This is a genomic window from Plectonema cf. radiosum LEGE 06105, assembly GCF_015207665.1.
GTDB classification, from domain to species: domain Bacteria; phylum Cyanobacteriota; class Cyanobacteriia; order Cyanobacteriales; family Nostocaceae; genus Rivularia; species Rivularia radiosa_A.
The window spans coordinates 25,074-48,099 of sequence record NZ_JADEWL010000044.1 but is presented as its reverse complement, the minus strand read 5'-3'; the positions used below and the strand labels follow the sequence as shown (position 1 = coordinate 48,099).

At 34.1% G+C, this 23,026-nt stretch carries 23 protein-coding genes and 1 pseudogene; 12 read left to right on the top strand and 12 right to left on the bottom strand.

The genetic code is table 11. The features are described from left to right. Window positions 1–136: 136 nt before the first annotated feature. Entirely contained in the window at window positions 137–865 is a 729-nt protein-coding gene (locus tag IQ247_RS14830) for a phytanoyl-CoA dioxygenase family protein (protein ID WP_193921196.1), read from the bottom strand. A gap of 139 nt (window positions 866–1,004) precedes the next feature. Then, a complete protein-coding gene (gene trmFO / locus IQ247_RS14825) occupies window positions 1,005–2,393 on the bottom strand; it encodes an FADH(2)-oxidizing methylenetetrahydrofolate--tRNA-(uracil(54)-C(5))-methyltransferase TrmFO (RefSeq protein ID WP_193921195.1) in 1,389 nt (462 codons plus the stop codon). Between the two features lie 225 nt (window positions 2,394–2,618). On the opposite strand from trmFO, the gene ychF reads away from it, so the two are divergent. Together ychF and IQ247_RS14815 are read left to right on the top strand one after the other, a co-directional pair. Next, entirely contained in the window at window positions 2,619–3,707 is a 1,089-nt protein-coding gene (ychF, locus tag IQ247_RS14820) for a redox-regulated ATPase YchF (protein WP_193921193.1), read from the top strand. A 179-nt stretch (window positions 3,708–3,886) separates the two neighbouring features. Then, window positions 3,887–5,053: an NAD(P)/FAD-dependent oxidoreductase gene (locus tag IQ247_RS14815; RefSeq protein WP_193921191.1), complete on the top strand. Its 1,167-nt coding sequence runs from the start codon at window positions 3,887–3,889 to the stop codon at window positions 5,051–5,053. Here the strand turns inward: IQ247_RS14815 and IQ247_RS14810 are convergent. The 3 genes from IQ247_RS14810 to IQ247_RS14800 all read right to left on the bottom strand — a co-directional run bounded on the left by IQ247_RS14810 (window position 5,050) and on the right by IQ247_RS14800 (window position 10,017). Then, on the bottom strand, window positions 5,050–5,427 hold the full coding sequence (locus tag IQ247_RS14810; RefSeq protein WP_193921189.1) for a response regulator: 378 nt from the start codon (window positions 5,425–5,427) through the stop codon (window positions 5,050–5,052). The two genes, IQ247_RS14815 and IQ247_RS14810, sit on opposite strands and share 4 nt — an antisense overlap. A 132-nt stretch (window positions 5,428–5,559) precedes the next feature. Next, window positions 5,560–8,268, bottom strand: coding sequence for a response regulator (locus tag IQ247_RS14805; RefSeq protein ID WP_228059750.1), 2,709 nt, complete (start codon window positions 8,266–8,268; stop codon window positions 5,560–5,562). A gap of 78 nt (window positions 8,269–8,346) precedes the next feature. Continuing rightward, on the bottom strand, window positions 8,347–10,017 hold the full coding sequence (locus tag IQ247_RS14800) for a GAF domain-containing sensor histidine kinase (protein ID WP_193921185.1): 1,671 nt from the start codon (window positions 10,015–10,017) through the stop codon (window positions 8,347–8,349). 463 nt (window positions 10,018–10,480) lie between these two features. Between IQ247_RS14800 and IQ247_RS14795 the strand changes: the two genes are divergently transcribed. Both IQ247_RS14795 and IQ247_RS14790 read left to right on the top strand, forming a co-directional pair. Further along, window positions 10,481–10,693 (top strand): CAB/ELIP/HLIP family chlorophyll-binding protein, encoded by a 213-nt coding sequence (locus IQ247_RS14795; RefSeq protein ID WP_193921183.1) that lies wholly within the window; start codon window positions 10,481–10,483, stop codon window positions 10,691–10,693. Window positions 10,694–10,736: 43 nt separating this feature from the next. Further along, window positions 10,737–10,976, top strand: a complete 240-nt coding sequence (locus tag IQ247_RS14790; protein WP_193921181.1) for a hypothetical protein — start codon at window positions 10,737–10,739, stop codon at window positions 10,974–10,976. Window positions 10,977–11,140: 164 nt separating this feature from the next. On the opposite strand, the gene IQ247_RS14785 is transcribed toward IQ247_RS14790, so the two are convergent. The 3 genes from IQ247_RS14785 to IQ247_RS14775 all read right to left on the bottom strand — a co-directional run bounded on the left by IQ247_RS14785 (window position 11,141) and on the right by IQ247_RS14775 (window position 13,345). Continuing rightward, window positions 11,141–11,845: a hypothetical protein gene (locus tag IQ247_RS14785; protein ID WP_193921179.1), complete on the bottom strand. Its 705-nt coding sequence runs from the start codon at window positions 11,843–11,845 to the stop codon at window positions 11,141–11,143. A gap of 140 nt (window positions 11,846–11,985) precedes the next feature. Beyond that, on the bottom strand, window positions 11,986–12,636 hold the full coding sequence (locus IQ247_RS14780; protein ID WP_193921177.1) for a methyltransferase family protein: 651 nt from the start codon (window positions 12,634–12,636) through the stop codon (window positions 11,986–11,988). A 49-nt stretch (window positions 12,637–12,685) separates the two neighbouring features. Further along, the gene (locus tag IQ247_RS14775) at window positions 12,686–13,345 is read right to left on the bottom strand and encodes an acetoacetate decarboxylase family protein (protein WP_193921175.1); all 660 of its coding nucleotides are present in this window, start codon (window positions 13,343–13,345) and stop codon (window positions 12,686–12,688) included. 240 nt (window positions 13,346–13,585) lie between these two features. Here IQ247_RS14775 and IQ247_RS14770 point away from each other — a divergent pair, with 240 nt between their 5' ends. Beyond that, entirely contained in the window at window positions 13,586–15,160 is a 1,575-nt protein-coding gene (locus IQ247_RS14770; RefSeq protein ID WP_193921173.1) for a hypothetical protein, read from the top strand. A 41-nt stretch (window positions 15,161–15,201) separates the two neighbouring features. Here IQ247_RS14770 and IQ247_RS14765 read toward each other — a convergent pair whose 3' ends face one another. Both IQ247_RS14765 and IQ247_RS14760 read right to left on the bottom strand, forming a co-directional pair. Further along, window positions 15,202–15,666: a cupin domain-containing protein gene (locus IQ247_RS14765; RefSeq protein WP_193921171.1), complete on the bottom strand. Its 465-nt coding sequence runs from the start codon at window positions 15,664–15,666 to the stop codon at window positions 15,202–15,204. Between the two features lie 73 nt (window positions 15,667–15,739). Continuing rightward, entirely contained in the window at window positions 15,740–16,360 is a 621-nt protein-coding gene (locus IQ247_RS14760; protein ID WP_193921169.1) for a DNA-3-methyladenine glycosylase family protein, read from the bottom strand. Window positions 16,361–16,503: 143 nt separating this feature from the next. Between IQ247_RS14760 and IQ247_RS14755 the strand changes: the two genes are divergently transcribed. The 7 genes and pseudogenes from IQ247_RS14755 to IQ247_RS14725 all read left to right on the top strand — a co-directional run bounded on the left by IQ247_RS14755 (window position 16,504) and on the right by IQ247_RS14725 (window position 21,619). Continuing rightward, window positions 16,504–17,232, top strand: coding sequence for a PEP-CTERM sorting domain-containing protein (locus IQ247_RS14755; RefSeq protein WP_193921168.1), 729 nt, complete (start codon window positions 16,504–16,506; stop codon window positions 17,230–17,232). A gap of 97 nt (window positions 17,233–17,329) precedes the next feature. Beyond that, a complete protein-coding gene (locus IQ247_RS14750; RefSeq protein WP_193921205.1) occupies window positions 17,330–18,424 on the top strand; it encodes a TRAP transporter substrate-binding protein in 1,095 nt (364 codons plus the stop codon). Between the two features lie 92 nt (window positions 18,425–18,516). Further along, a pseudogene (locus IQ247_RS14745) lies at window positions 18,517–18,612 on the top strand (hypothetical protein); the annotation flags it as partial. Between the two features lie 61 nt (window positions 18,613–18,673). Further along, complete coding sequence (locus IQ247_RS14740) at window positions 18,674–19,063, top strand: TetR-like C-terminal domain-containing protein (RefSeq protein WP_322745507.1); 390 nt, start codon at window positions 18,674–18,676, stop codon at window positions 19,061–19,063. Between the two features lie 676 nt (window positions 19,064–19,739). Then, window positions 19,740–20,249, top strand: coding sequence for a universal stress protein (locus IQ247_RS14735; RefSeq protein ID WP_193921167.1), 510 nt, complete (start codon window positions 19,740–19,742; stop codon window positions 20,247–20,249). Window positions 20,250–20,578: 329 nt separating this feature from the next. Continuing rightward, entirely contained in the window at window positions 20,579–21,016 is a 438-nt protein-coding gene (locus tag IQ247_RS14730) for a Na-translocating system protein MpsC family protein (protein ID WP_193921166.1), read from the top strand. A 210-nt stretch (window positions 21,017–21,226) separates the two neighbouring features. Then, window positions 21,227–21,619 carry a Na-translocating system protein MpsC family protein gene (locus IQ247_RS14725; RefSeq protein WP_193921165.1) on the top strand — a complete coding sequence of 131 codons (393 nt, stop codon included), beginning with the start codon at window positions 21,227–21,229 and terminating at the stop codon, window positions 21,617–21,619. Window positions 21,620–21,622: 3 nt separating this feature from the next. Here the strand turns inward: IQ247_RS14725 and IQ247_RS14720 are convergent, their stop codons facing one another. Further along, entirely contained in the window at window positions 21,623–22,042 is a 420-nt protein-coding gene (locus IQ247_RS14720; RefSeq protein ID WP_193921164.1) for a response regulator, read from the bottom strand. Between the two features lie 377 nt (window positions 22,043–22,419). Next, entirely contained in the window at window positions 22,420–22,851 is a 432-nt protein-coding gene (locus tag IQ247_RS14715) for a response regulator (RefSeq protein WP_193921163.1), read from the bottom strand. Window positions 22,852–23,026 lie beyond the last annotated feature (175 nt).

Genomic DNA, 23,026 nt, shown 5'->3' with positions numbered 1-23,026 from the left:
AACTGATAACTGATAACTGAAATTACGCAATGGAAAAATATCTTACTAGGAGTGAGGAGTTAGTTTACAGTTGACAGTTGAAAATTAACTGATCACTGATAACTGATAACTGATAACTGATAACTGATAACTGATTTCAAGGGTAAACTCCGGGTGTTTTAAGAATTCCTCGTTGGCATGGAGTTAAATCTGTAAAATCATCGGGATTATAGTAGTTTCTCAACCATGCATATGAATGAGGAGAATATTTATAAAATAATGTTCTACGCTCATTTGTTCCTTGCCAAGGAAGGGTTCCGTGAGTTAAAGCTTCAGTAAATATAATGGCGTTTCCAGCTTTAACGGTAACTGATTTTACGCAACTTTTGGGCAGTTCTAAATTAAGCCATGATTGGGGACAGGGTAAATTACTTTTGTGACTACCGGGAATACAAGCAAATCCCCCATCACCGGGATGTACATCATTTAATTCGTAAGCAACCGCTAGCAAACCATTGTAAATTCCACCGTTGCGGAATGAGTAATACTGGGTTGGATCGTAGGGAGTTCCTCCACCGTGCAAATAACAGCCAATGGGACCAAGCCCTTGACGGATAATATGAAGGTAATCGTGGTCTAAACGAAATTTTCCTCCTAATAACTCAGATAAATAAGGAGTTATTCGGGGGTTATCGATCAAACTGCGGAAAGGTTTCCCCCACGAAAGCAAACTATCAAACCTTAATTTAGCTGCTTGCGGTTGATTTGCGATCGCAACTTGCTCGTCTACCAATTCCTTCAAAGCAGCAATTTCTTGGTTGCTAAGAACATCTTCAACAACTAAGAATCCTTGTAAATCAAATAAATAGCGTTCGGATTCGTTCATTTAATCTAGGGTGTTGAGCTTTAGGGATGGGGAGATGGTAAGCCACTCTCGTGCGGAGGAACACGACCGTTGAGAGAAGTGGCGCAACCCGAAGGGGGGTATGGGGTTCGGGGGAAAAATAAATAAGAACTGTCAACTGTCAACTGTCAACTAACTCCTCACTCCTAACTCTATCCCTGATAATTGCTAACTGCTCCAAAGCGCGATCGCGATATTTTCCGTAACGTTCGGGTTTGTTCTTTATTTTTACTCCTAAGTCCGGTAATATACCGAAGTTAGGGGGCATTGGTTGGAAGTGTTTGGGAGATGCGGAACTGATGAAGTCAAATAGCGCTCCCATCATAGTTGTGTTGGGCATGGTTAGGGGTTCTTTTCCTAAAGCGATTCGGGCGGCGTTTGTTCCCGCTAACCAACCTCCGGCGGATGCAGCGCTGTATCCTTCGGTACCAATAATCTGTCCGGCAGCTAGTAAGGTGGGACGTGATTTAAATTGTAGTGTGGGAATCATTAATTGGGGTGCATTAATAAAGGTGTTACGATGCATTACTCCCAATCGCACAAATTCGGCATTTTCTAAACCGGGTATCATCTGGAATATCCGCTTTTGTTCTCCCCAACGTAGGTTTGTTTGGAATCCAACCATGTTCCACAGTTTACCAGCTTTGTCTTCTTGACGTAACTGAACAACTGCGTAAGGACGTTGCTTTTTAACTTCTTCTCCTTCTGGAGTTGGTTTGTCAGGAGAATCATCACTCCATCCCGCAGTTGAAGGAGGAGTCAAACCTACTGGTTTGAGGGGACCATAACGCATGGTATCTTCCCCCCGTTGCGCTTGTTCTTCAATGGGTAAACAAGCTTCAAAAAATTTGGCGTTTTCTCGTTCAAAGCCTTTTAATTCAATTTGTTCAGCTTGACGCAATTCTGACCAAAATCGCAGATATTGCTGTTTATTCATGGGACAGTTGAGATAAGCTGCTTCACCTTTATCGTATCGGGATGCCATGAAGGCAACGTCATAATTAATCGATTCTCCCACAACTATGGGACTGGCAGCATCAAAAAAGCTGAGATATTCCATCCCGGTAAAGCGGCTCAAATCTGCTGCTAAATCGGGACTGGTTAAAGGTCCGGTTGCTAAGACTACAATACCTTCCGGAATTTCTCGTAATTCTTCCCGGCGAAAGTCAATTAAAGGATGGCTGCTGAGAGTTTCTGTCAAATCTTGACTAAATACACCTCTATCAACCGCTAAGGCTCCACCTGCGGGGACTTGATGCTCGTCGGCTTTGGAAATCACGATAGAACCGAGACGGCGTAGTTCTTCGTGTAGCAAACCAGCGGCTCTATCAGTTGCCATTGCTCCAAAGGAATTACTACATACTAATTCGGCTAAATGCTCCGTATGATGCGCTCCTCCGAAACGTTGCGGACGCATTTCATAAAAAATTACTGGAACTCCAGCGTTGGCTATTTGCCATGCTGCTTCAGTTCCAGCGAGTCCACCACCAATTACTATTATTGGATTCATACTTTAGATTACTAATGATTGACGGTCTAGTTTGGGACAAGATCGAGGGAAGTTTATTGTACCAGATGACTTTAATTCCCTTTTACCTGAAGATATTTTACTCCCTTGCTCTGAGGTGAAAAGTTGAACAAGCCCCTTCGGCTCAATAACCAAATAGAATTGAAACAAATTGCTGTTGGATTTAAGATAACCTGTGAGTTATAAATCTAAAATCTAAAATCCAAAATGCTAAGAGCCGGTATTGTCGGACTTCCGAATGTGGGAAAATCTACTTTATTTAATGCTGTGGTGGCTAATGCTAAGGCTGAAGCAGCTAATTTTCCTTTTTGTACTATTGAACCGAATGTCGGTATTGTATCGGTACCGGATGAACGGTTAGAAGTTTTAGCGAAGATTTCCTCTGCAAAGCAAATTGTACCCGCTCGTGTTGAGTTTGTGGATATTGCTGGTTTGGTTAAGGGTGCTAGTAAGGGTGAGGGATTGGGAAACCAGTTTTTATCCAATATCAGGGAAACTGATGCGATCGTTCATGTGGTACGTTGTTTTGATAATGATGATGTAATTCATGTTTCTGGTTCCGTTGGACCTGCTAGAGATATTGAAGTTATTAATTTAGAGTTGATTTTAGCAGATTTATCGCAAGTTGAGCGTCGCATGGATCGGACTCGCAAACAAGCGCGAGCGAATAAAGATGCTCAATATGAAATGTCGGTGTTGGAAAAGGTTGCAGCTGAGTTAAATGAAGGTAAATCGGTTCGTCAAATCGAGTTAACTGAAGAAGAAGCAGAAATAATTAAACCTTTGACACTGCTGAGTGCTAAATCGATTATTTACGCTGCAAATGTTTCCGAAGATGATTTGGCAACTGGGAATGAATATGTCGAAGAAGTGCGAAAAATTGCATCTCAAGAAAATGCTCAGGTAGTAATAGTTTCCGCACAGGTAGAATCGGAACTAGTGGAATTATCGGAAGAAGAAAGACTTGATTTTCTCGAATCTTTGGGTGTCAAAGAAGGTGGTTTGAAATCTTTGATTCGCGCTACTTACGATTTATTAGGTTTGCGGACTTATTTTACATCTGGTGAGAAAGAAACTCGTGCTTGGACAATCAAAGCTGGAATGTCAGCACCGCAAGCAGCAGGTGTAATTCATAGCGATTTTGAAAAAGGATTTATTCGTGCAGAAACCGTTAGTTACAATGATTTAGTTTCCTCTGGTTCCCTCGCTTCTGCGAAAGAAAAAGGTTTAGTTCGCGCTGAAGGAAAAAATTATATTGTTAAAGAAGGTGATGTCATGTTGTTTCTAACTAATTAATGTGAATTAATATTTTTGTAAGGTGTGTGACGCTGCGATAAATATTGATTGTGGTTATAAGTCGTGGGGTAAGAAGTCGGGTTTTGATGATTATTTTTTGGTTTTATCGATATAAGATTGTAAAAACCCGACTTCTATGATTTTTTTCCTACTCCCTACTCCCTACTTCCTATTTTCCTATGAAAACCTACGATATTATTATTATCGGTGCTGGAATTGCGGGTGCTGCACTTAGTTACGAATTAGTAACAAAAGGATTTTCAGTACTCTTATTAGAACAACATACTACACCGGAAAATGCTACTCGCTATAGTTACGGTGGGTTGGCTTTTTGGAGCGGTACAAATCCTTTAACTCGTCAATTATGTAATGAGTCAAAAAAACTTTATCAAACATTATCTCAAGAATTAAATACTGATATTCAATTTCGCGAATTAGATTTATTATTAACAGTTTCTAGAGATAGTAATCCACAGGAAATTGCTGCATTTTACCAAAGTGTTGTCACACCTCCACAATTACTCAATATTAATCAAGCTTGTGAATTGGAACCTTTATTAAATAGAGAAGCAATATCTGGTGCTTTAACTGTAAAACACGGACATATTCATCCAGAAAAAACAACACAAGCTTATATCAAAGCATTTTTACTTGCTGGGGGTAAAATGCAAATTAGCCAAGTTTTAGAGATAGAGGAAAATAATTTATCAGTTAAAACAAATACCGATACCTTTCATTGTAAAAATATTGTAGTTTGTGCGGGTGGATTTAGCAGACAGTTACTTCAAACATCTGGTATTCCTATCCAACTGTATTTTACCCATGCGGAAATAATCGAAACTGCACCCGTAGATTTTCATTTACATACATTAATTATGCCAGCAAATCTTCAACGTTTTCAACTAGAAGCTGACTCTACTAAAGATGATAAATTATGGAATGAAAGTAATCATCAACTTGGTTGGATTTTAGACGTAGGTGCAGTTCAATTTCAAGATGGTAGTTTACGATTAGGACAAATTAGCTATATTAATCCAAATCCTCATGCTGATGTAGATTCTACAAAAAGTGAAGCAGTATTACGAGACAATATCGGTAACGTATTACCTAGATTAGAAAATATATCGGGAACTTGGAATCATTGTTTAGTAACTTTTAGTAAAGATAACTTACCTTTGATTGGTGCTGTTACCCAAAATAATCATCATCATAATATTCATATTTTTTCTGGCTTCAGCAATCCTTTAGTAATTATTCCACCATTAGCGCGACGTTTTGCGAATTATCTGGCTGGCAATGAAGATGATATTGTTTGTCAATTTTCTCCACAACGTTTTAACAGTTAAATTCCTAATACTTCCCGTGATTTTTCTAAAATTGCTTTGGGGCGAAAAGGCTTAGTCATATATAAATCAGCACCAACTTCTAAGCCTTTCTCTTTATCATTTTCTTGCCCTTTGGCTGTCAAAATAATAATATAAATATCTGGAATTTGTAATTCTTTTTTTACAGTTCGACATACATCTAAACCGTTCATTTTCGGCATCATTATATCTAGAAAAACTAAATCAGGTTTCTGATTTTCAATTATTTCTAAAGCTTCTTGTCCATTTTCTGCAATAAGTAATTCAACACCTTCATCTTCTAATTTTTCTAAGACTTGTTCCATTAAGATGCGAATATTTGCTTCGTCATCGACAATTAAAATTTTCTTTTCCATAAATACCTGTTACTTCCACTTATTTAAACTATAATATCGAACCCGAATGGTTAGTTATTATTCCCTATTCCCTACTTTCTTTATTACAAGCATTTAACTGGACATTATATGAATAAAAAATCAGCATAAATCTTATTTGTCAGTATCACCTAATAAAATAAAAAATAAATTTTCTAAACCTTTTTCAAATCGTAATGTTTTGACTAAATCGTGTTCTTGTGATAAAACGGAATCAACAATAATCATATCAGGTTTGACAGATAAAGCTTTTTCTATACATTCTTCACCATTAGACGCTTCCACAACGTTGTAACCTTGTGTTTTGAGAATTTGAGATAAAGTTAATAAAGTTGAAGCAGTTGTATCTACTACTAAAACTTTTTTCGCTGATGTACCTTGAGATAGTAATAAGCCAATTTCTTTCATTAACTTATTGTTATCAATTGGTTTGGTCATATATCTATCAATACCCAATCTATATCCTCTTTCTTTATCTTCAAAGATAGATAACATAATAATGGGAATATCCATTTTAGTAGGGTCATTTTTGATAATTGCAGCGGTATCAAAGCCATTAATTTGAGGCATCATAACATCAAGTATAATTAAATCTGGTTTATCAGCTTTAATTTGATAAATTGCATCTAAACCATCTGTAGCTTCTCTGACTGCATAACCTTGATTTTGTAAAGATTGTCTGAGCAATTCACGAATATTCGCATCGTCATCAACCACTAAAATAGTTTTTTGACGGTCATAAGTCAGATTATTATTAGTAGAATGTTCTTGTAACTGTTGAACAATAGTATTTAAATTGACAATCTGTTCAAACTGGTTAATGACATTAATTTTAATTGGGATAGAAAATGCAAAAGTACTACCTTTCCCTAATTCACTTTCTACCCAAATATTACCACCATGATGTTCAATAATTTGTTTGCAAATTGGTAATCCTAAACCCGTACCTTGGGGTTTGTCGGTGAGGGTTTCTCCTACTTGTTTGAATTTATCAAATACTTTTGCTTGGTCTTCTAATGCTATACCATTACCTGTATCAATTATACTGACAACAATATTACTATTAATTAGTTTAGCACTACAGGTAATAGAACCTTCATGAGTAAATTTAATAGCATTTGATATGAGATTAATTAAAACTTGTATCAGACGGTTTTCATCGCCAATAATTTGCGGTAATTCTGGTTCAATATTTGTGATTAACTCTAAATTTTTGGTTGTAAATAAAGCGGATATAGCAGCTAAAGAACGCTCAATTAATTTGTCAATACTTATTGCTTCTTGCTTCCAATCAAGCTTTCCTGCTTCCATTTTTGCAATATCTAGTACATCGTTGATTAAAGCAGTTAGACGCTCAGCTTCAGAGATAATAATATTAATATTGTCTTTTACTCTTCTGATAGTTTTGTTAGTTTTGCGATTTTCCACAGGTAGAAAAGGAAAGACATCTTCTTCTAGTTTTTCTTGAATGATAGATGCAAATCCTAATACAGAAGTTAAAGGAGTTCGTAACTCGTGAGAAACGGTAGAAATAAAATCTGTCTTCATTGCATCAATTTCTTTTTCTTGAGTAATATCTCTAACGAGAATAACTGAACCAAAGGATTTACAATAAGACTCGTTACAATTAGTTTCTAAAATTGCAGTGACAGATGCTTTCGCAATTTGCTTTTCATTTAGTTGTAATTCTTTTGTAAAAACTGCTGTAGGGTTTTGCTGACTATTGTTTACCAATTCTATAATTTCAGGAAGAAATTCTTGACAGGAGATTCCTTTGATATCTACATCCCTCAAACCAAACATTTTAGTAATAGCAGGATTGTAATTAATTATTTTACCGTTAATATCGCTGACTAATAAACCATCTGCAAGGTTATCAATAATTGCGTTTAAATGTGCTGTATTTGCTGCTTGTTCTTTTAACAGTTGCTTGACTCGATTAATCAGATGGTTAAAAGAAAATGCTAAAATACCAATTTCATCTTCTGTAGTAATCGGAACTTGTAAGTCGAAATTTTCTGACTGCGTTACTTTTTTCGCAACATTGGTTAGTTCAATAATAGGAGAAGATATTGCCCAACTAATTTTTCTAGCTAATAAAAATTTTATAATAATAGATAGGAAAAGACTGCTAAAGATAATCCAATTACGAAATAAAATTGCTTGATTTAAGTTCTTTTTTGCTTGTATGATTTGTTTATAAAAAATATTGATTATTTCAGTTAAACTGTCGGAAATTTCATCGAATCTAATTGCTACATCACTATTAGTAAATTCTAAAAGTTGAGTTTGAGCAGTTGTAATTTTTTCTGCGGAATCTAAGTTAGTAACTGGATTTTTGTTTACTAGTTGATTTAATGATTGTAAATATTTTCCTGATACTCCTTCATAGGATTGGATAAATTTTTCTAATTTTGATATTTCTTGTTGTGAGTAATAGTTTTCTTGTGCTTTAATCAATTTAATTTCTGACCAACCTTTTTGAATAGCTGCTGAATGTTTAATAATATGAGCATATTCTTCTTCAAATTTTTCTGGCTGCTTGCTTAACGGAATTAGTTGTTGTTGATGGGTTCTTACTTGTAAAACTCCTGTTTGCAAACGATGAAGAGAATTAGTATTAATTAAAGCGTATTCTTCTTGTTCCAAAGCTTGTTTTTCCCATTCATTGCCAATTATCACTCCTAAGACAGTTCCGAATATAGAAATCCCAAAAGCAACAGCATATCCTAGGGAAATTTTGCGATTGATTTTCAGATTTTTGAACAATTTATAGTTTAAGCTGTAGATAGATTTCGAGTTGAATAAACTATTTAATTTCATGTTTTTAGTATCAATAAAATAACTTATTAAGAGTTTTCCCATTAAATTTCCAAAAATAACAATCAAACGAAAAAAAAATTATATTTCCAAATTTTTAGATAAATTCTCTGGATTTGGTTCAATCGGGATCTGAATACAAAATTCTGTTCCCTTGCCTAATTCTGATAGACATTTGATAAGTCCACCATGTTTTTCTACTATAATTTGATAGCTAATTGCCATACCTAATCCGGTACCTTTACCAACTTCTTTTGTCGTAAAAAATGGGTCATATAGCTTTTTCTGAATATCTTCTGCAATTCCTGGACCATTATCTATAATAGAAATATTTACCCAGTTATTACCAATCATTTGAGTACGAATTAAAATCAAATTTCCCTTTTCTTGTAAAGCATCAATAGCATTACTAATGATATTCATAAATACTTGATTTAACTGTCCTGCATAACAGCTTACTAAAGGTATTTCACCATATTCTTTAACTATCTCGATGGATTTTCGTTTTTCATTTCCATCCAAACGATGACGTAAAATTAACAAAGTTCCATCAATACCTTCATGAATATCAACGGGTTTTATTTCTGCTTTATCAAGGTGAGAAAAAATCCCTAAAGAACGCACAATATCTTTAATTCGGTTAACTCCTACTTTCATGGAATTAAATAATTGGATAAAATCTTCCTTAATAAAATTAAAATTTATATCCTCAATTTTGTCTTCAATTTCTGCTATTGGTTGGGGATAATTTTTTTGATATAGACTTACCAAATCAATTAAATCTTGAGCATAATTAAAGCCATAACCAATATTACCTTTAATAAAATTAACTGGATTATTGATTTCATGAGCAATTCCAGCTACCATTTGTCCCAAACTAGACATTTTTTCACTGTGTACTAATTGAGCTTGGGTTTGCTGCAATTTATCTAAGGTTTGTTGTAACTCTTTTGCTTGTTGTTGAGCGCATTTCGCAGCATTTAAACTTTGTTCGTATAATAGCGCTTTCTCAATGGCGATCGCCGCTTGAACGGCAAATATATTAAGGACTTTCAAATCTTCTGTGGTATAGTTAATTCTTGCTTGACTAGCAACAGCAATCGCAGCAATTACTTCCTCTTTATTCTTCAAAGGAACGCAAATTAATGAACTAATTGGTTTATCATTTGTAGGGCATATTAAACTGTCACAAAGATTGTTGATTATCTCTCCTTTACCTCTTTTAATTATCTCACTTATAATACCTTCACCCAATGTTATAGGAAACTCAAAAGAGCTAATATTACCAAATTGATAAAGAGGTTGAAGTTGACCAGTTTGAGGTTCTAATAACAAAAAAACACCAATATTACATTCAATTATTGTACTAATTCTTTCTAAGACTAATTGAGCAATTTGATTTAAATTTAAACTATTTGTAATCTGTGTAGATAGTTCATCAAATAAATCAATTTCTTCATATCTTTCTAATAACTCCTTAGCTAATGACTTTTTTTCCAACTCTTGTTTAATCAAAAAAGAAAGCAATTGAGAAACTACTAAAGCTCTGGAATCACCAACTACCCAAGCAAATATTTTATCGAATAATTCAACCGGATATTTCTCGATTAATTCTTTTTGATATTCACCATGGATAACTTTGCCATCACTATTCATGATATACAAAGGTGTTTTCTCGGTTGCAAAAATATTTTTTATCAGGTAAGTAATATCTTTTTGAGTTAAAAATTTCTCAACATTAATGCTACTCATCAACTAACCACCTCAAAACTGGGAACACTAGAAACAATTAATTATGTGTTTTACCTCCAACTCAGTTGTCATCTCTAATATTATTCAAACTTTCTAAGTTTAGAAAGCTAGAAAAAGAGATGAAAATAAAAATAAAAGAGTTTCATTTTTATCTCTTAACCTTGTTTTAGACAAAACAAAGATTTACTACATCAAAAGGTCTAATATTTAGGTTTCCCAAAATCTTCACAAAATCACCATAATTCCCAAAAAATCATCCTGAACTCAAACAAGAAGTATTTACTTATCTCAATATTTCTTTTAACGACTAGGAAAATAATTAGATATTCATCTAAGCAGTTTTCTGGATACCAAGCTCGCCATTTCGGTATCCCCTACAACTATGTACGGTTGTTACAGCTTTTAATAAAAATTTACATAATGTTACATTAGTTAACAAGAAACGCAGATTAAGGATAAAAACATGATAAGTAGAGGTTTTACGAGTAACGAACTAGGTCAACTGAATAATTTTGCGGTTGAACCAAAAGTTTATGTTGACGAGACATCAAGAGTCGGTTTTACTGAATATGCAGAGAAGCTGAATGGTCGCCTTGCAATGATTGGCTTTGTTTCAATGATTGCTGTGGAGCTTTTAAGCGGACGGAGCTTTATTGGATGGTTAACTAGTTTATAGGAATTGTAGTTAATAGATAGATAACAATAGAGGATAACTTACTATGAAAACTGATTTTGATTTTCCTAAAAAAGATTTACTTGGTTCCGTTGTTTTTCGACCAGATTTTAACAATTTTGCAGCGATTAATGTAAATCAAGCTTGGTCTTTATTTTTGACAGCAGGTAAAGATGATAAGCTATTGGGAGAGCAAACTGAATTGGGTAAATTTTTTACCAATCTTTTAATTGGTATAGGAGTAACTGGAATTCTTTGGGTAAGTTTGTTCAGGAATTTTGGATAAGTATTTGGGTTTATATTTTCAATTTAATCAATTTATTTGAAGTCTTGGTGAAAGTAACCGAGACTTCTTTCAATATTTACTGATTCTCTAGATTTGATGTTTTTTGAATTCATCTTTGATGCGTCTATCGAGATTTTAAATTGAGTGTTTATCACAATAGTTAATTAATTAACGGAATTATTAATTCTTTCCGAATCTAAAATATGTGCTGCTTCTTGTAAAAGTTCTTGTTGTTCTTTGTGAATTTCTTCTAATCTTGCGGAAATATCGTTTAATCTTTGTTGTTTATAATGAGAAGAAACTATTTTATAAGTAGTATTATCTTGTAATTTATATTCTAAAATGTTATTTAATGCTTTTACATCTCTAAACTGGTTAGTTGCAAAATGATTAAATAATTTACTTAACCATAACCAACTATATTTAATTAAAGCTTGAAATAATTTTAAAGGTATTTGCAGTATTGATAAGCTAATAGATTCAATTAAACGACCTATGGCTTTGATTAAACTCCAAAAAATAGCTAAGCTAAATAAAATAATAATTAAACTAATAATAGAATGATTTATTGACCAATTGAATAATGTAATAACTTTTAAAAATGCTGGATGTTGTTCAAACCAATCTGCAACTGAAGAAGTAACAACAGTTTGTACTGATAGAGGTTGTAAATTTTCTTGTAAAGAATTCTTAGCTTGTTCTACGGTATTCGTAACTGCATTCATAGCATTATGACTACCTTGAATTGCCGTTTGTTTCCAATCATCGGTAAAATCGTAAAGGTTTTCTCCTACAGTTTCTTTAGTTTGTCGTAAGCGTTGAATTATAGTTACTAAAACGTTAATATTTAAACTATTTTTTATATTCATAAAAGATTTTAAAGTATTACTAATATCATTAGGAGTCGGGTTTTTCCAAATTTATCTAGTCCTAAAGATAGTTATTTTAAAAACCCGACTTCTTCACCCAACTTGTGTAGTCAATTCTTAAAAGTCGGGTTTTTTCAAATTCACCCAACTTGTGTAGTATCCCTTTGAGAATGATTTACCCAAAGTTTAGGTAACAATAATCCAGAATTTGTTTTATATTCTGTAAACTCAGGATAGCGAGATAAAGACTTATCTTTCTTGAGCATATTAGGAACGAAAATCATCGCTGCAAATAATCCTAAAATTGCAAATGGTAGCCAATGCTGAACTAATAAAGCAAAACCAAAATAGATACAAATTTCTCCTAAATAATTAGTATTACGACAGCGAGCAAAAAAACCTTCGGTTATCAAACCAGATTTGTATTTGAGAGTATAGTATTTTTGGGCATCGCTACTGTAGTGCAGGAATATTCCTAATATATTAATTGAAATTGCCGCCGCGATTAAAGGTGAAGGAGGAATCGAACCACTACTAATTAAAATAAATGGTGCTACCCAATATAAACTGATGAAGAAAAAACTAAGTATTCCCATTCCTAGGGAAACTTCTTGTTCCCATTGTTTATCTGGATAAATTCGGTCTTTCAATAGCCATAATATTCCATAAGTACCGTGGAGTGCTAAATAAACCCAAGCACCGATAGTAAAGTTTTGATAGATTATCATTAATGCTAAAACAAATATAAATGTCGAACATTTATGTAAGTTGATTGGATATTTGACTTTCATAGTTTTTTAGTGAAAATTCAAGGTAAAAAATACAAAAAGATTTGTCTGATCAACTATAACTATATTTCAGAGCTTTTTGTCCTACAACCTTTGGAACATCTGTAATTAATTCTAGCTTTTGTAAGTTCAAAGTACACAGTGGTTTATCTAGATTTAAAGATACAAAAGGACTTTCTTGAGGAATTGCTAATTTACCTTGAACCAAACTTATTTGTGATTTAAACTGACTTTCAAAGCATAGTAATTCAGAACCCAAACCACTAAAAGCTCTACCATTAAATCCTTGTTTCCACCAAGTAGAAAAATTAAACAAACCTTTTTGATAGCGCAAACTGCATAATTCGCGGTTATTCTGACTAACTCTGACACTACCGTTATTCCAAGAAAAATCTGCCATTTCTTTGGGTAAACCCCAAATTTCTCTACCTCCAGCGACTGAATCTTGATTATCAACGTAAATATGGGAAACCCAAATTCCAATTTTCCCTTGATAACGTACAAATCCAGGAACTACTATCAACTCGTTGTATGTCAATAACGAGCCACTTTCATAGCAAGATATATAGACACTTGCTAAAGTTTTTCCTGGTAACAGTGAAATTATTTCTAACTCTGAAGGAATAAAATTGCTGGCTTGTTCAACATTAACCAATTGTAAGGTTTGAACTGCATAACCTTTGAGCGTCCAAGGTGCGGGAGGATAAGTCATCAGTAGTAACTAGACTTGTATATAGGTACTTCTAACATTGTAGAAGGTTAAGGATTCATTTTATTCAGTCTAAGAAAATTATAAAGATATTCTTACAAAGATTACATAAGTGAAATTCTATACAAAGTAATCACTACTAATTAAGTAATAATAAGTTAATTAATAGGCTATATGAAGCTGTAGATAACTGAGTTAGGGGTTGTATCTGATGCTTTATACTTTTATCACTTAACTGAAAAAATGGGTTGTAAAATTTATTTACCAATAATTCACTTGTTTGCCTATTCTCGCGCTCCTAAATTAGAAGATTTATTAGCAGATGAAAAAAATATAAATCCTGATTGGCTATGGGAAAAGTGTAATTCCATGGTTAGAACAAAATTATCATACGAGTTGAATCTTAAAGCTTTTTTGCAGGAAGAAAATAAGGAAGTATCAGGAGAACTTTTAATTAATCAGAAATTATCCGAGCAAGACAAACCAGAATTTATTGATATTCCCATAGATAAAAAAATAGATAGTTATGATATTGAAAATTATTTTCCAATTTCAATTAAAGAGGAAAATGATATTCTAGCTGAAATTTACCCATTAAGGCTTTATGAAAGTTATGCATTGGGTTTAAGTTTTTATCCCAAACGGGAATTAGAGAATAAAAAATTTACTATTCAAGAAATAAAACAATATAATTTAAATCCCCATAACTGTTTATTTTTATCCCAAGAAAACAATAGTCCATTTTTGGGTCAGACAATATTAATTACAGCTAAATTAACCGGAAAAGACCGAAAAAAATCTTTAGAGTGGTTAAAAAATCATATTGCTGATGAATACTTAGATGCTTTATTTATAGAAAATAAAAATTTGAGAAAACCTGCTTTTAATAGAGCCGGTAAATTATTCGGTAGACCAGTTTTTGAATATGGTATTTTTAGACAATTAGACAGTTATATTCATGTTTTAGTTTGGTTAATCGAAGATAAAGATGAAAAAAATATTGTAGAAAAATTTTATAGCAAGTTATTAGATTTATTTTTGTTTAGAACTAAAGTTGTTCAAGCCTATAAAGAAACAAGAACACATTCAAAGGACGCAAAGGATAAAAATAAAGAAATAGAAAATAAGCTAGAAGGAATGATTACAAATTCATCTTTAAAAACAGGAGAAAACAATTTTAATCTCATAAAAATATCCCAAGATATAATCGAATTGACTCAAATGTCCGTAAGATATGCCAATGTTTTGAGAGATATAGAAGAGTATCAAAATGCTATAGTTGATAATACTCGAAATTATAATGACAAAATACGAGAGATAAAAAGCTTTTCTCCCAATGAAAGTGTGGGGTTTTTAAGCTTTTTTGGAGAAAGGGCTTGTCGTTCTTTTAAAGACCAGCTTACAGCAGAATTAGCCTATTTTCAACATGGTATTGATTTAGTTGATAACGTAGTTGACGCACTCCGAGGACAAATCGCAATTGAGCAGGCAAATAGAGAACGACAACTGCAAACTACAATTACAAGTTTAGGTATTGCTATCGCTGGTGCGGGAAATTTTGCATCTAGTTATGAAGCTGGATCTGTAACAGAAAAGAAAGATGAAGTAGCTAAGTTACCTGTGATTGGAACAATTCACATACCTCATTTTGTATTTTCCTTTTCCATAAGCATAGTGGTTGGTATTATTGTATGGAAAATAGCATCAAAATACTTGAGACAAAGTTATAGAAAGAACGAGCTTATATTTTCTCCTAAAAAACATAAATCAACCGATTTGGGCGCAAATAACCAGAGTCAATTAGAACAAGATAATTAAAGTCAATACAACTATTTTTTCAAAATATAATCAAATTATAATTACTTGTAACTAGTATCATCTTTACGAGTAAAAATTACCGACTTATCATCATCAGATGGTTTCGCAATTAAATCATTATCAGGATAATTTACAATATCATTCGGAGTTCTATCCCCCACTTCTAAATAAACTGCAACTTGATTAGAACGATTGATTAAATGATGTCCGTTGGCTTCATTAGCCGGAAATCCAGCAGCCATCCCCGGTATTAAAATTTCTTCTCCCGCATCAGTAATTAATGTCAATTCACCTTCTAAAATATAAATAAATTCATCTTGATGTGAATGCCAATGTCTTAATGCTGAAGCGCTTCCAGGAGATAACTTTACTAGATTTACGCCAAAATTATTCAATCCCGCAAAATTTCCCAACCGCTGACGAAATCTTCCCGATACTATGGACTTGAATTCCTCTGGGTAATTTGTACTTTGTTCAATTGGTACATCTTCAGGATTAATAATCATATTTATTTGGTAATGGGTAATTGGTAATTGGTAATTGGAGAGATATAAATTACTAACTCCTAACTCCTAACTCCTAACTTTTTAAATAAAAGTTCCACAAAATCCTTGCAGCGATCGCCCTCCAAGGTCGCCAATTTTCGGCTATAATTTCCATGTCATCAGGTGTGGGACGTGTTGATAAATTTTTCAGCTTTTGATATGCGACAATTACTCCCAAATCACCTTTAGGAAAGGCATCTGGACGCTGTAAACACATTAATAAGTATATATCCACCGTCCAATCACCAATACCTTTGATCCGCTTGAGTTGATTTCTAATCGTTATATCGTCAGCAAACGCTAATTCTTGCAAATTTAAATCTTGATTAAAAATTGCGATCGCCAATTCTTTAAGATAAATGATTTTTTGACGGCTAATTCCACAGGTTTTTAACTGAATATCATCAAACTTAAGTAAATTCTCAGGTGTCAGTGGTACCACCGTTTCACATAAACGCTTCATAGTAGCACTTGCAGAACCCACCGAAACCTGTTGTCCTAAAATTGTCCGTACCAACCCAGAAAAACCCGGTTTTTCCTCCCATTTTGGCGGATTACCCCATTTTTCCAGAATCCCCGCAAAATCTTCATCCCTCCTAGCAAGCTCTTTTAACCCAACAATAAAACTTTCCTGAGTAAGTGCTTCTTGTATCATTTCTCTGTTCTTTCTTCCTCTGCGTACTCAGCGTACTCTGCGGTTAAATAAATCAAAAATATCGCAGCAAAACCACTAGTAATTTTTAACCTCAGCGAATACCATGAAAATCAAACCGAATTTAAACACAAACTTCATCATTAATGAACAAAATAATAACCACTCTAGCAACAACCTTAACCATCTCCCTAACCTTTAACACCACAGTACAAGCCAGAATAATTAACAGTATCAGCCCACCTTCAGGAACAGGTCAAGGGGATGTATTTTGTCCACAGGTGCAAACTTCCGTAGATACCCCATTTCCTAATAATAGTGGCAATCAAATTAACAACTTTCCCGGTTTATCCTGTACACCAAAAACCTTCCGCGAAATTGCTCCCATCGACACCCAATTATTCGTTGAGCCATCTGGGGGAATTACAGAGTATTTACTGAGGGAAACAGTTGTAAATAGTACTGAATCTATTTGGGATGGCTTTAATATGGCAATTGGTTTTCAATCCGATGATGCTTTAGGTGGAGATAACTTTGCATCCCCAGCGGTAATTTTAGTTCCTGCCGGCTTCGCAATTCCCACTTTTAATAACGTTCAACCGACTTCCTCAAAATTCGCCCAAGTTAATCCCGATGGTTCTTTTAATCTTAACTGGTCTGGGGGTACTGTAGCGCCAGGTGAATCAGTGGATTTCACATTTTCCCTAGATATTCCTGACGATTTAGAAGGAAACAATTTCTACGATTCCTTTACAATTCGTCAACTTCCGATTGCTTCTAACTTAAATGAAAATCAAACCGTTCCCGAACCAAGTTTAATATTTGGTCTTCTGAGTTTGCTAGGTTTTGGTTTCGCTAACAAACAGAAATTGTAACATTTATTTTGATAGGTGTAAAAATTGCTTATTTTCCCCATCAAACTGTTTTAAAATGCAACAGCAACTTTGGGAATGCTTTTTTACAACAAATCACATGAAACGTCGAGAAATCATCAAAAAAACCGCGATCGCAACCGCAACTGCTGCGACTATTGTTTCCTGTAGTAGTAATCAGGGACCTGCGGTAGGCAAGAGTTTACCAAATGTCCGCTGGAGAATGGCAACTAGCTGGCCTGAGTCTTTAATAATTTACAGCGGTCCGGAGACAATTGCCAAGCGCGTCAAGGAAATGACTGACGGACGTTTTATCATTACTCCTTCTACCGCTGGAGAATTAGCAGGTGCAACGGAAGTGCTTGATGCTGTACAAACAGGTTCCGTACAATGCGGACATACAGCAAGTTATTTTTACATCGGTAAAAACCCCGCTTTAGCCTTTGCAACCTCCGTACCTTTTGGTTTAACTGCACAGCAACAAAATGCTTGGCTATACCACGGCGAGGGACAAAAAGCAATACAGGAAATTTATGATAATTTTAATATTATTTATTTTCCGGCTGGTAATAGTGGAACCCAGATGGGAGGATGGTTCAAACGAGAAATTAAATCCCTTGGTGACTTGAAAGGATTAAAAATGCGGATTCCCGGATTGGGTGGGAAAGTCATGTCTCGTTTGGGGGTTAACGTCCAAGTATTACCCGGAGGAGAAATTTATTTAGCCTTAGAAAGGGGTGCAATTGATGCAGCAGAATGGATTGGCCCTTACGATGATGAAAAACTAGGTTTAAATAAAGCCGCGCAATTTTATTATTATCCCGGTTGGTGGGAACCCGGTTCCAGTTTAGACGTATTAGTTAACCGTAATGCTTGGCAAAAATTACCAGAGGAATACAAGCAAATCTTCCAAACTGCGGCTTATGAAGCGAATATGGATATGTTAGCAAGATATGAAGCTTTGAATGGGCAAGCATTAAGTGAGTTAACTAAGAGCGGTACAAAATTAGTTGCCTACAGCGACGATATCTTACAAGCAGCACAAAAAGCCAGCCTTGAAGAATTAGAAGAAAGTGCAAGTAAAGATGCAACCTTTAAGAAAGTTTACGAACAATGGCAAGGTTTTAGAGAGAAGCTTTATAACTGGAATCGCGTGAATGAATTGAGTTTTGCTAATTTTGTAACTAAAAAATAGGTAATAAATAATCATGTAGAGACGTTGCATTGCAACGTCTTTTTAATGTATGGAATACTAAGTTTAAATTTGGATAATTTTTTGACACAGAGCATGACGATTATCAACTTCTTGATATCGGTTGGGATGGACTCAAGCAAGTTTATAACTGTTTCATCCATAATATAGACCTCTCGAAACAAACGTAAAGCGCGATAGCCCTTTATAGCGACGCTTCACGTATCGCGTTTCAAAAAGTCAATTGAAAGTGTGAGGGAAGAAGTGGTCATTCCTGATACAGGAAATATTTGGGATGATATTGATGCTTTGATTGAGAATGCTGAACGTATTACTTTTAATTCTTTGGGAAGACAAACTGTAGCGACAATTATTAGCAGCGCATTAAGTAGCTCTGGATTTGCTCAAATTTATTCAGAAAAATATTTGCGATCGCGAAGGGAAGCTTTTGCTGTAGTAATTGAAAGAGCGAAAGCGAGAAATGAAGTTGGAGCAGATTTAGATGCTAATCTTGTATTTGATGTGATGAGTGGAATGATGCTTTACGGCTTAGCATTTCCACCGGCATCTGAATCATGGTCAGCATATGTTCGTCGTGCAGTGGAAGCAATTATCATATTATGTCCGATTAAATACTTTTAATAAAGGAAACAGGGAAAAGGGAATAGGGAATAGTAATATAGCTGATTAGTAATTATACAAATAATTTTGCTTAAATACTTATCAGTTATCAATTGACATAGAAATTATATTGATGAATTAATCAATATAAAGCCGTCCTAGAAGGACGAGGCTTCAGACCCAAATCTTTGGTGAATTGTTTACTGATTTAATTGCTAGTATCTAAGGATATATTTATTTTACAAAATCTCATGCTACAGATAGAGATTAAAATATATAGCAATCCTAAATGACTTGTGAGAAATTTATGTATAATCTGGCGGTTAAAACCGCTACGACACCTTCCTAAGTCCACCTGCGTGGACTCTATAAAACAACCCGCTCACCATCCGGGTTTTGCCTGTGTAGCCAAGGCCGCGCGCAGAAGGGGGGGTCTCCCCCATGAGCGACTGCCGTGCGACTTATAGTCGCCAGGAGTGATTTAAATGTAACCTCTATTCCTAACTTTTAATCTACGTATTTTCTCACATCTCAATTCGGATTGCTATATCTTTAGAATGAAATTATCAGCTTGTAAGTCTTTATGAAGACACTTCTATTATTTCGCTTGATTATACTTATTAAATATTATAATTAGTCTGATATCTTGTTAGTTGATTTTAATAATTAATATAAGTACATAAGACAAAAAATCATTATGACCTTTAAAAAAATCTTGGTAGCTTTGGAACTTTCACCTAGAGATGAAGCTGTATTTTCGGAAGCAGTAAGTTTAGCCCAAAATATCGGAGCGCAAATAACGCTAATTCATTGTTTGTCTGAATTTACGGAAATGGCAATGATGTCTCAAACCGCTTTGGGTAGAGGATATGGGTTTACGGAAACATCTTTTACAACTACCATGTCCCCAGCAATGGTAAATATGGAGTTGATCCAACAAGCAAGCCTGACAAAACAGCAACAAGCTGAAAAACATTTAAGTTATTACCAACAAAAAGCAGCTTTAGGGGGTGTTTCCGCTGAATATAAATGTTATGAATCCACCACAAGTATTGGTTATCAAATTTGTCAAATTGCTGAAGATTTGAAAGCAGATTTGATAATTTTAGGTCGTAAAGGACATAACGGAATTGCAGAAGCTTTGTTAGGAAGCGTCAGTAACCATGTACTTCATCACGCTCCTTGTGCCATCTTAGTTATTCAATAAGCAGAGGAAATGTTCATTAATTTCAAAAAAATCTACATCTCTAGAATTACTCACTAACCTGAAAATATCTACCACTCGAATGCTGTTTTCAAATTTTTTAAGCTATATTCTATTAGATAGATAATAATTGGATACGGGTTGCAAACAAATTGAATATTACTGCTTTTGATAACTCAAGTTGTTTTGATATGTTTGGCTTTTGCTAGCATTTTTTTGTATATCAGAAGCAAATCAAAAACAAGGTAAGCAGTATTTTAATGCATTAATTCCTAATTAATGGCTTATCGATAGCGGTCTAATCATATTTGAAACTAAATAAATAGATAGTAATGAAAACATCAATTCCAACTCGAGGACAAAGAGAAAGAGAGCTTTCACAGCGGATTCAAGCTTTATATTCCAATCAGTTAGGACACAGACCAACAAAAGTCACCTGTCAACTGTTTGATAACTCTTTAGCAATTGTCATGGAAGATTCAATTACTCCAGCGGAGCAATTATTAGTTGATCAAGGACAAGAAGAGTTAGCAGAACAAGTACGTTCTGGCTTGGATGATGCAATAGAACCCAAACTCAAAGTACTGATTGAAGAAATTTTGGAAGTTAAAGTATTAGATTTAATGGGTGATGCGACTTTACAAACTGGTAGGAGCGGTATAGTTGTCGTACTATCAAATACACCGGAAGTCCGTAACCCAGATGCAATTCCTAAAGCAAAGTCTAAGGCATTAAATAGTAGAAATGGAAGCAATTCTATAAATGAATAAATCCTACTGGTAAAAGGGTAATACCATTTGAGATTTTGGATTTTAAAAAAGTTGCTAGTTCGGCTTTTTAAGATTTCATTTGTCGCAATCATTTTCTAAATTGGTATAAAAAGGAAGATTTTACCCTTTACCATCTAGGCAATATAGAAGATAATTTTCCTTGATTGAATAAAACTAATAAATTACGGCTGTCCTTAAGGGGTATTCCCTATGCATTCTCAAATTTCCCATTCTCAAAATCTCGAAAAAATCATCGCTGAACGCATACAGTCTTTGTTTATAAGTCAGCTTGGACATCAACCTAAAGATGTATATTGTCGTTTTTTGGATGATAAACTAACAGTTATTATTGAAAATGCTGTTACTAAACCCGAACAATTATTAATGGCAGCAGGTCATCAAGATGTAGTTATAAAAGCAAGAGGTCGTATTGAAGAGATTTTACAACCTCAGCTACAAAAAATAATTGAGGAAGTTACTAATTCTCAAGTTAAAGATATACTTTTTGCAACTCATCTTGATACCAATTATGTTAGCATCATTGCTTTATTTGCCGATAAATGCAATGTTACTGCGGAGCAAAAACAAAAACTTATTAAATAAAAATTAACTTTTGTAGTTGAGGTAACGGCAAATCACTTCTTCGATGTCTTCAAGCATATAAGGTTTGCTAACATAAGCGTCGAAACCAGCTTCTAGAATTTTGTGTTTTTCTTCAGCACTTGCTAAAGCTGTCACCGCAATTATCGGTATATGCTTTGTTGAACTATCTTGCCGCAGAACATGAAAAAGGTCGATACCATTTGCTTCTGGCAACATGATATCTAATAATATTAAATTTGGTTGAAATTCTCGTGCAATTAGCAACGTCTTGTTTCCGTCTGGTTCACCAATAAATCTATAGTTTAAAGAATCGACGATATAATTTACTATCAGTAAGTTATCTTCGTTGTCCTCAATTGCCAGAATCAGAGGAGTCTGAGAAGTACGCTGCTGTTTGTCATTGTCATCAAGTTCCATTTTCATCGTCTGCTCCTAAAAGTCTATCGATTATATACTTAAGCACAGACGAGGCTTTTCTCCAGCAGCCGAAACCAAGCTTTAAGTGGATGAATTGACTCGTAACTTGCCTTCTATCAGTTTACTAATGCTTTGCCTTTTAATTACAGGGAAAGGAATTATTTAAGCTAATACAACGGAAATCACATTCCGATTATAAACTAAATTTTGTGTGATTAGACAACAAATAGATAGATATTTTTAGTTTAAAAGATGGTATGCACAACTTTATTATATTAAATTATACTAAAAGATTCTAAAAATATTTAAGAATATACCAGTAAAAATTTTGCGTTCCTTTGTGTGTACTTTAGCGTACTTTAGCCTTAAAAAGCACAGGCTGATTAAGGTATTTCACATAACATCCAATATTTATTTAAAGTTGCCATTGTTTCAATGAATTGGGAAAAATTTACTGGTTTTAACAGATACCCGGCTACATTTAAATTATAAGCCTCGATTCTATCTCGATCTTCGTCAGAAGTTGTCAATACAATTACTGGTATTGATTTGAGATCGGCATCTGCTCTTAACTCTTCAAGAAACTCTAATCCACCCATTCTAGGCATATTTAGATCGAGCAAAATGATTCTTCGCTGCTTAGGAATATTTAAAGAAGTTTCATTTTCACCTCGCAACATTTTTAATGCTTCAATTCCATTACAAGCAACATAAAGAGGATTTCTCAAATTATTCTTTTTTAGCGCTCTTTTGACGTTCATTACATCTACTTCATCATCTTCTACCAGGAGTAGATTTAAAATTTTTTCCTCCATTTTTCTTTCCTAATTGAATTTTTGTTAAGTCGTTTTTAACTTTATTTGCAGGATACTAAATTTCCATTATTGTTGCCTCATCTAATAGTAATAATTACACAATATTACTTCTTACTCTTGAGGAATAAATAAAGAAATTAAAAAATAAATACAGTGAGCAATTACTAATACCCCT

What these genes read in the sequence shown, in the direction of transcription:
- IQ247_RS14830 (WP_193921196.1), bottom strand. Translation starts at nt 865, where the DNA reads ATGAACGAATCCGAACGCTATTTATTTGATTTACAAGGATTCTTAGTT.
- trmFO (WP_193921195.1), bottom strand. Translation starts at nt 2,393, where the DNA reads ATGAATCCAATAATAGTAATTGGTGGTGGACTCGCTGGAACTGAAGCA.
- ychF (WP_193921193.1), top strand. Translation starts at nt 2,619, where the DNA reads ATGCTAAGAGCCGGTATTGTCGGACTTCCGAATGTGGGAAAATCTACT.
- IQ247_RS14815 (WP_193921191.1), top strand. Translation starts at nt 3,887, where the DNA reads ATGAAAACCTACGATATTATTATTATCGGTGCTGGAATTGCGGGTGCT.
- IQ247_RS14810 (WP_193921189.1), bottom strand. Translation starts at nt 5,427, where the DNA reads ATGGAAAAGAAAATTTTAATTGTCGATGACGAAGCAAATATTCGCATC.
- IQ247_RS14805 (WP_228059750.1), bottom strand. Translation starts at nt 8,268, where the DNA reads ATGAAATTAAATAGTTTATTCAACTCGAAATCTATCTACAGCTTAAAC.
- IQ247_RS14800 (WP_193921185.1), bottom strand. Translation starts at nt 10,017, where the DNA reads ATGAGTAGCATTAATGTTGAGAAATTTTTAACTCAAAAAGATATTACT.
- IQ247_RS14795 (WP_193921183.1), top strand. Translation starts at nt 10,481, where the DNA reads ATGATAAGTAGAGGTTTTACGAGTAACGAACTAGGTCAACTGAATAAT.
- IQ247_RS14790 (WP_193921181.1), top strand. Translation starts at nt 10,737, where the DNA reads ATGAAAACTGATTTTGATTTTCCTAAAAAAGATTTACTTGGTTCCGTT.
- IQ247_RS14785 (WP_193921179.1), bottom strand. Translation starts at nt 11,845, where the DNA reads ATGAATATAAAAAATAGTTTAAATATTAACGTTTTAGTAACTATAATT.
- IQ247_RS14780 (WP_193921177.1), bottom strand. Translation starts at nt 12,636, where the DNA reads ATGAAAGTCAAATATCCAATCAACTTACATAAATGTTCGACATTTATA.
- IQ247_RS14775 (WP_193921175.1), bottom strand. Translation starts at nt 13,345, where the DNA reads ATGACTTATCCTCCCGCACCTTGGACGCTCAAAGGTTATGCAGTTCAA.
- IQ247_RS14770 (WP_193921173.1), top strand. Translation starts at nt 13,586, where the DNA reads ATGGGTTGTAAAATTTATTTACCAATAATTCACTTGTTTGCCTATTCT.
- IQ247_RS14765 (WP_193921171.1), bottom strand. Translation starts at nt 15,666, where the DNA reads ATGATTATTAATCCTGAAGATGTACCAATTGAACAAAGTACAAATTAC.
- IQ247_RS14760 (WP_193921169.1), bottom strand. Translation starts at nt 16,360, where the DNA reads ATGATACAAGAAGCACTTACTCAGGAAAGTTTTATTGTTGGGTTAAAA.
- IQ247_RS14755 (WP_193921168.1), top strand. Translation starts at nt 16,504, where the DNA reads ATGAACAAAATAATAACCACTCTAGCAACAACCTTAACCATCTCCCTA.
- IQ247_RS14750 (WP_193921205.1), top strand. Translation starts at nt 17,330, where the DNA reads ATGAAACGTCGAGAAATCATCAAAAAAACCGCGATCGCAACCGCAACT.
- IQ247_RS14735 (WP_193921167.1), top strand. Translation starts at nt 19,740, where the DNA reads ATGACCTTTAAAAAAATCTTGGTAGCTTTGGAACTTTCACCTAGAGAT.
- IQ247_RS14730 (WP_193921166.1), top strand. Translation starts at nt 20,579, where the DNA reads ATGAAAACATCAATTCCAACTCGAGGACAAAGAGAAAGAGAGCTTTCA.
- IQ247_RS14725 (WP_193921165.1), top strand. Translation starts at nt 21,227, where the DNA reads ATGCATTCTCAAATTTCCCATTCTCAAAATCTCGAAAAAATCATCGCT.
- IQ247_RS14720 (WP_193921164.1), bottom strand. Translation starts at nt 22,042, where the DNA reads ATGAAAATGGAACTTGATGACAATGACAAACAGCAGCGTACTTCTCAG.
- IQ247_RS14715 (WP_193921163.1), bottom strand. Translation starts at nt 22,851, where the DNA reads ATGGAGGAAAAAATTTTAAATCTACTCCTGGTAGAAGATGATGAAGTA.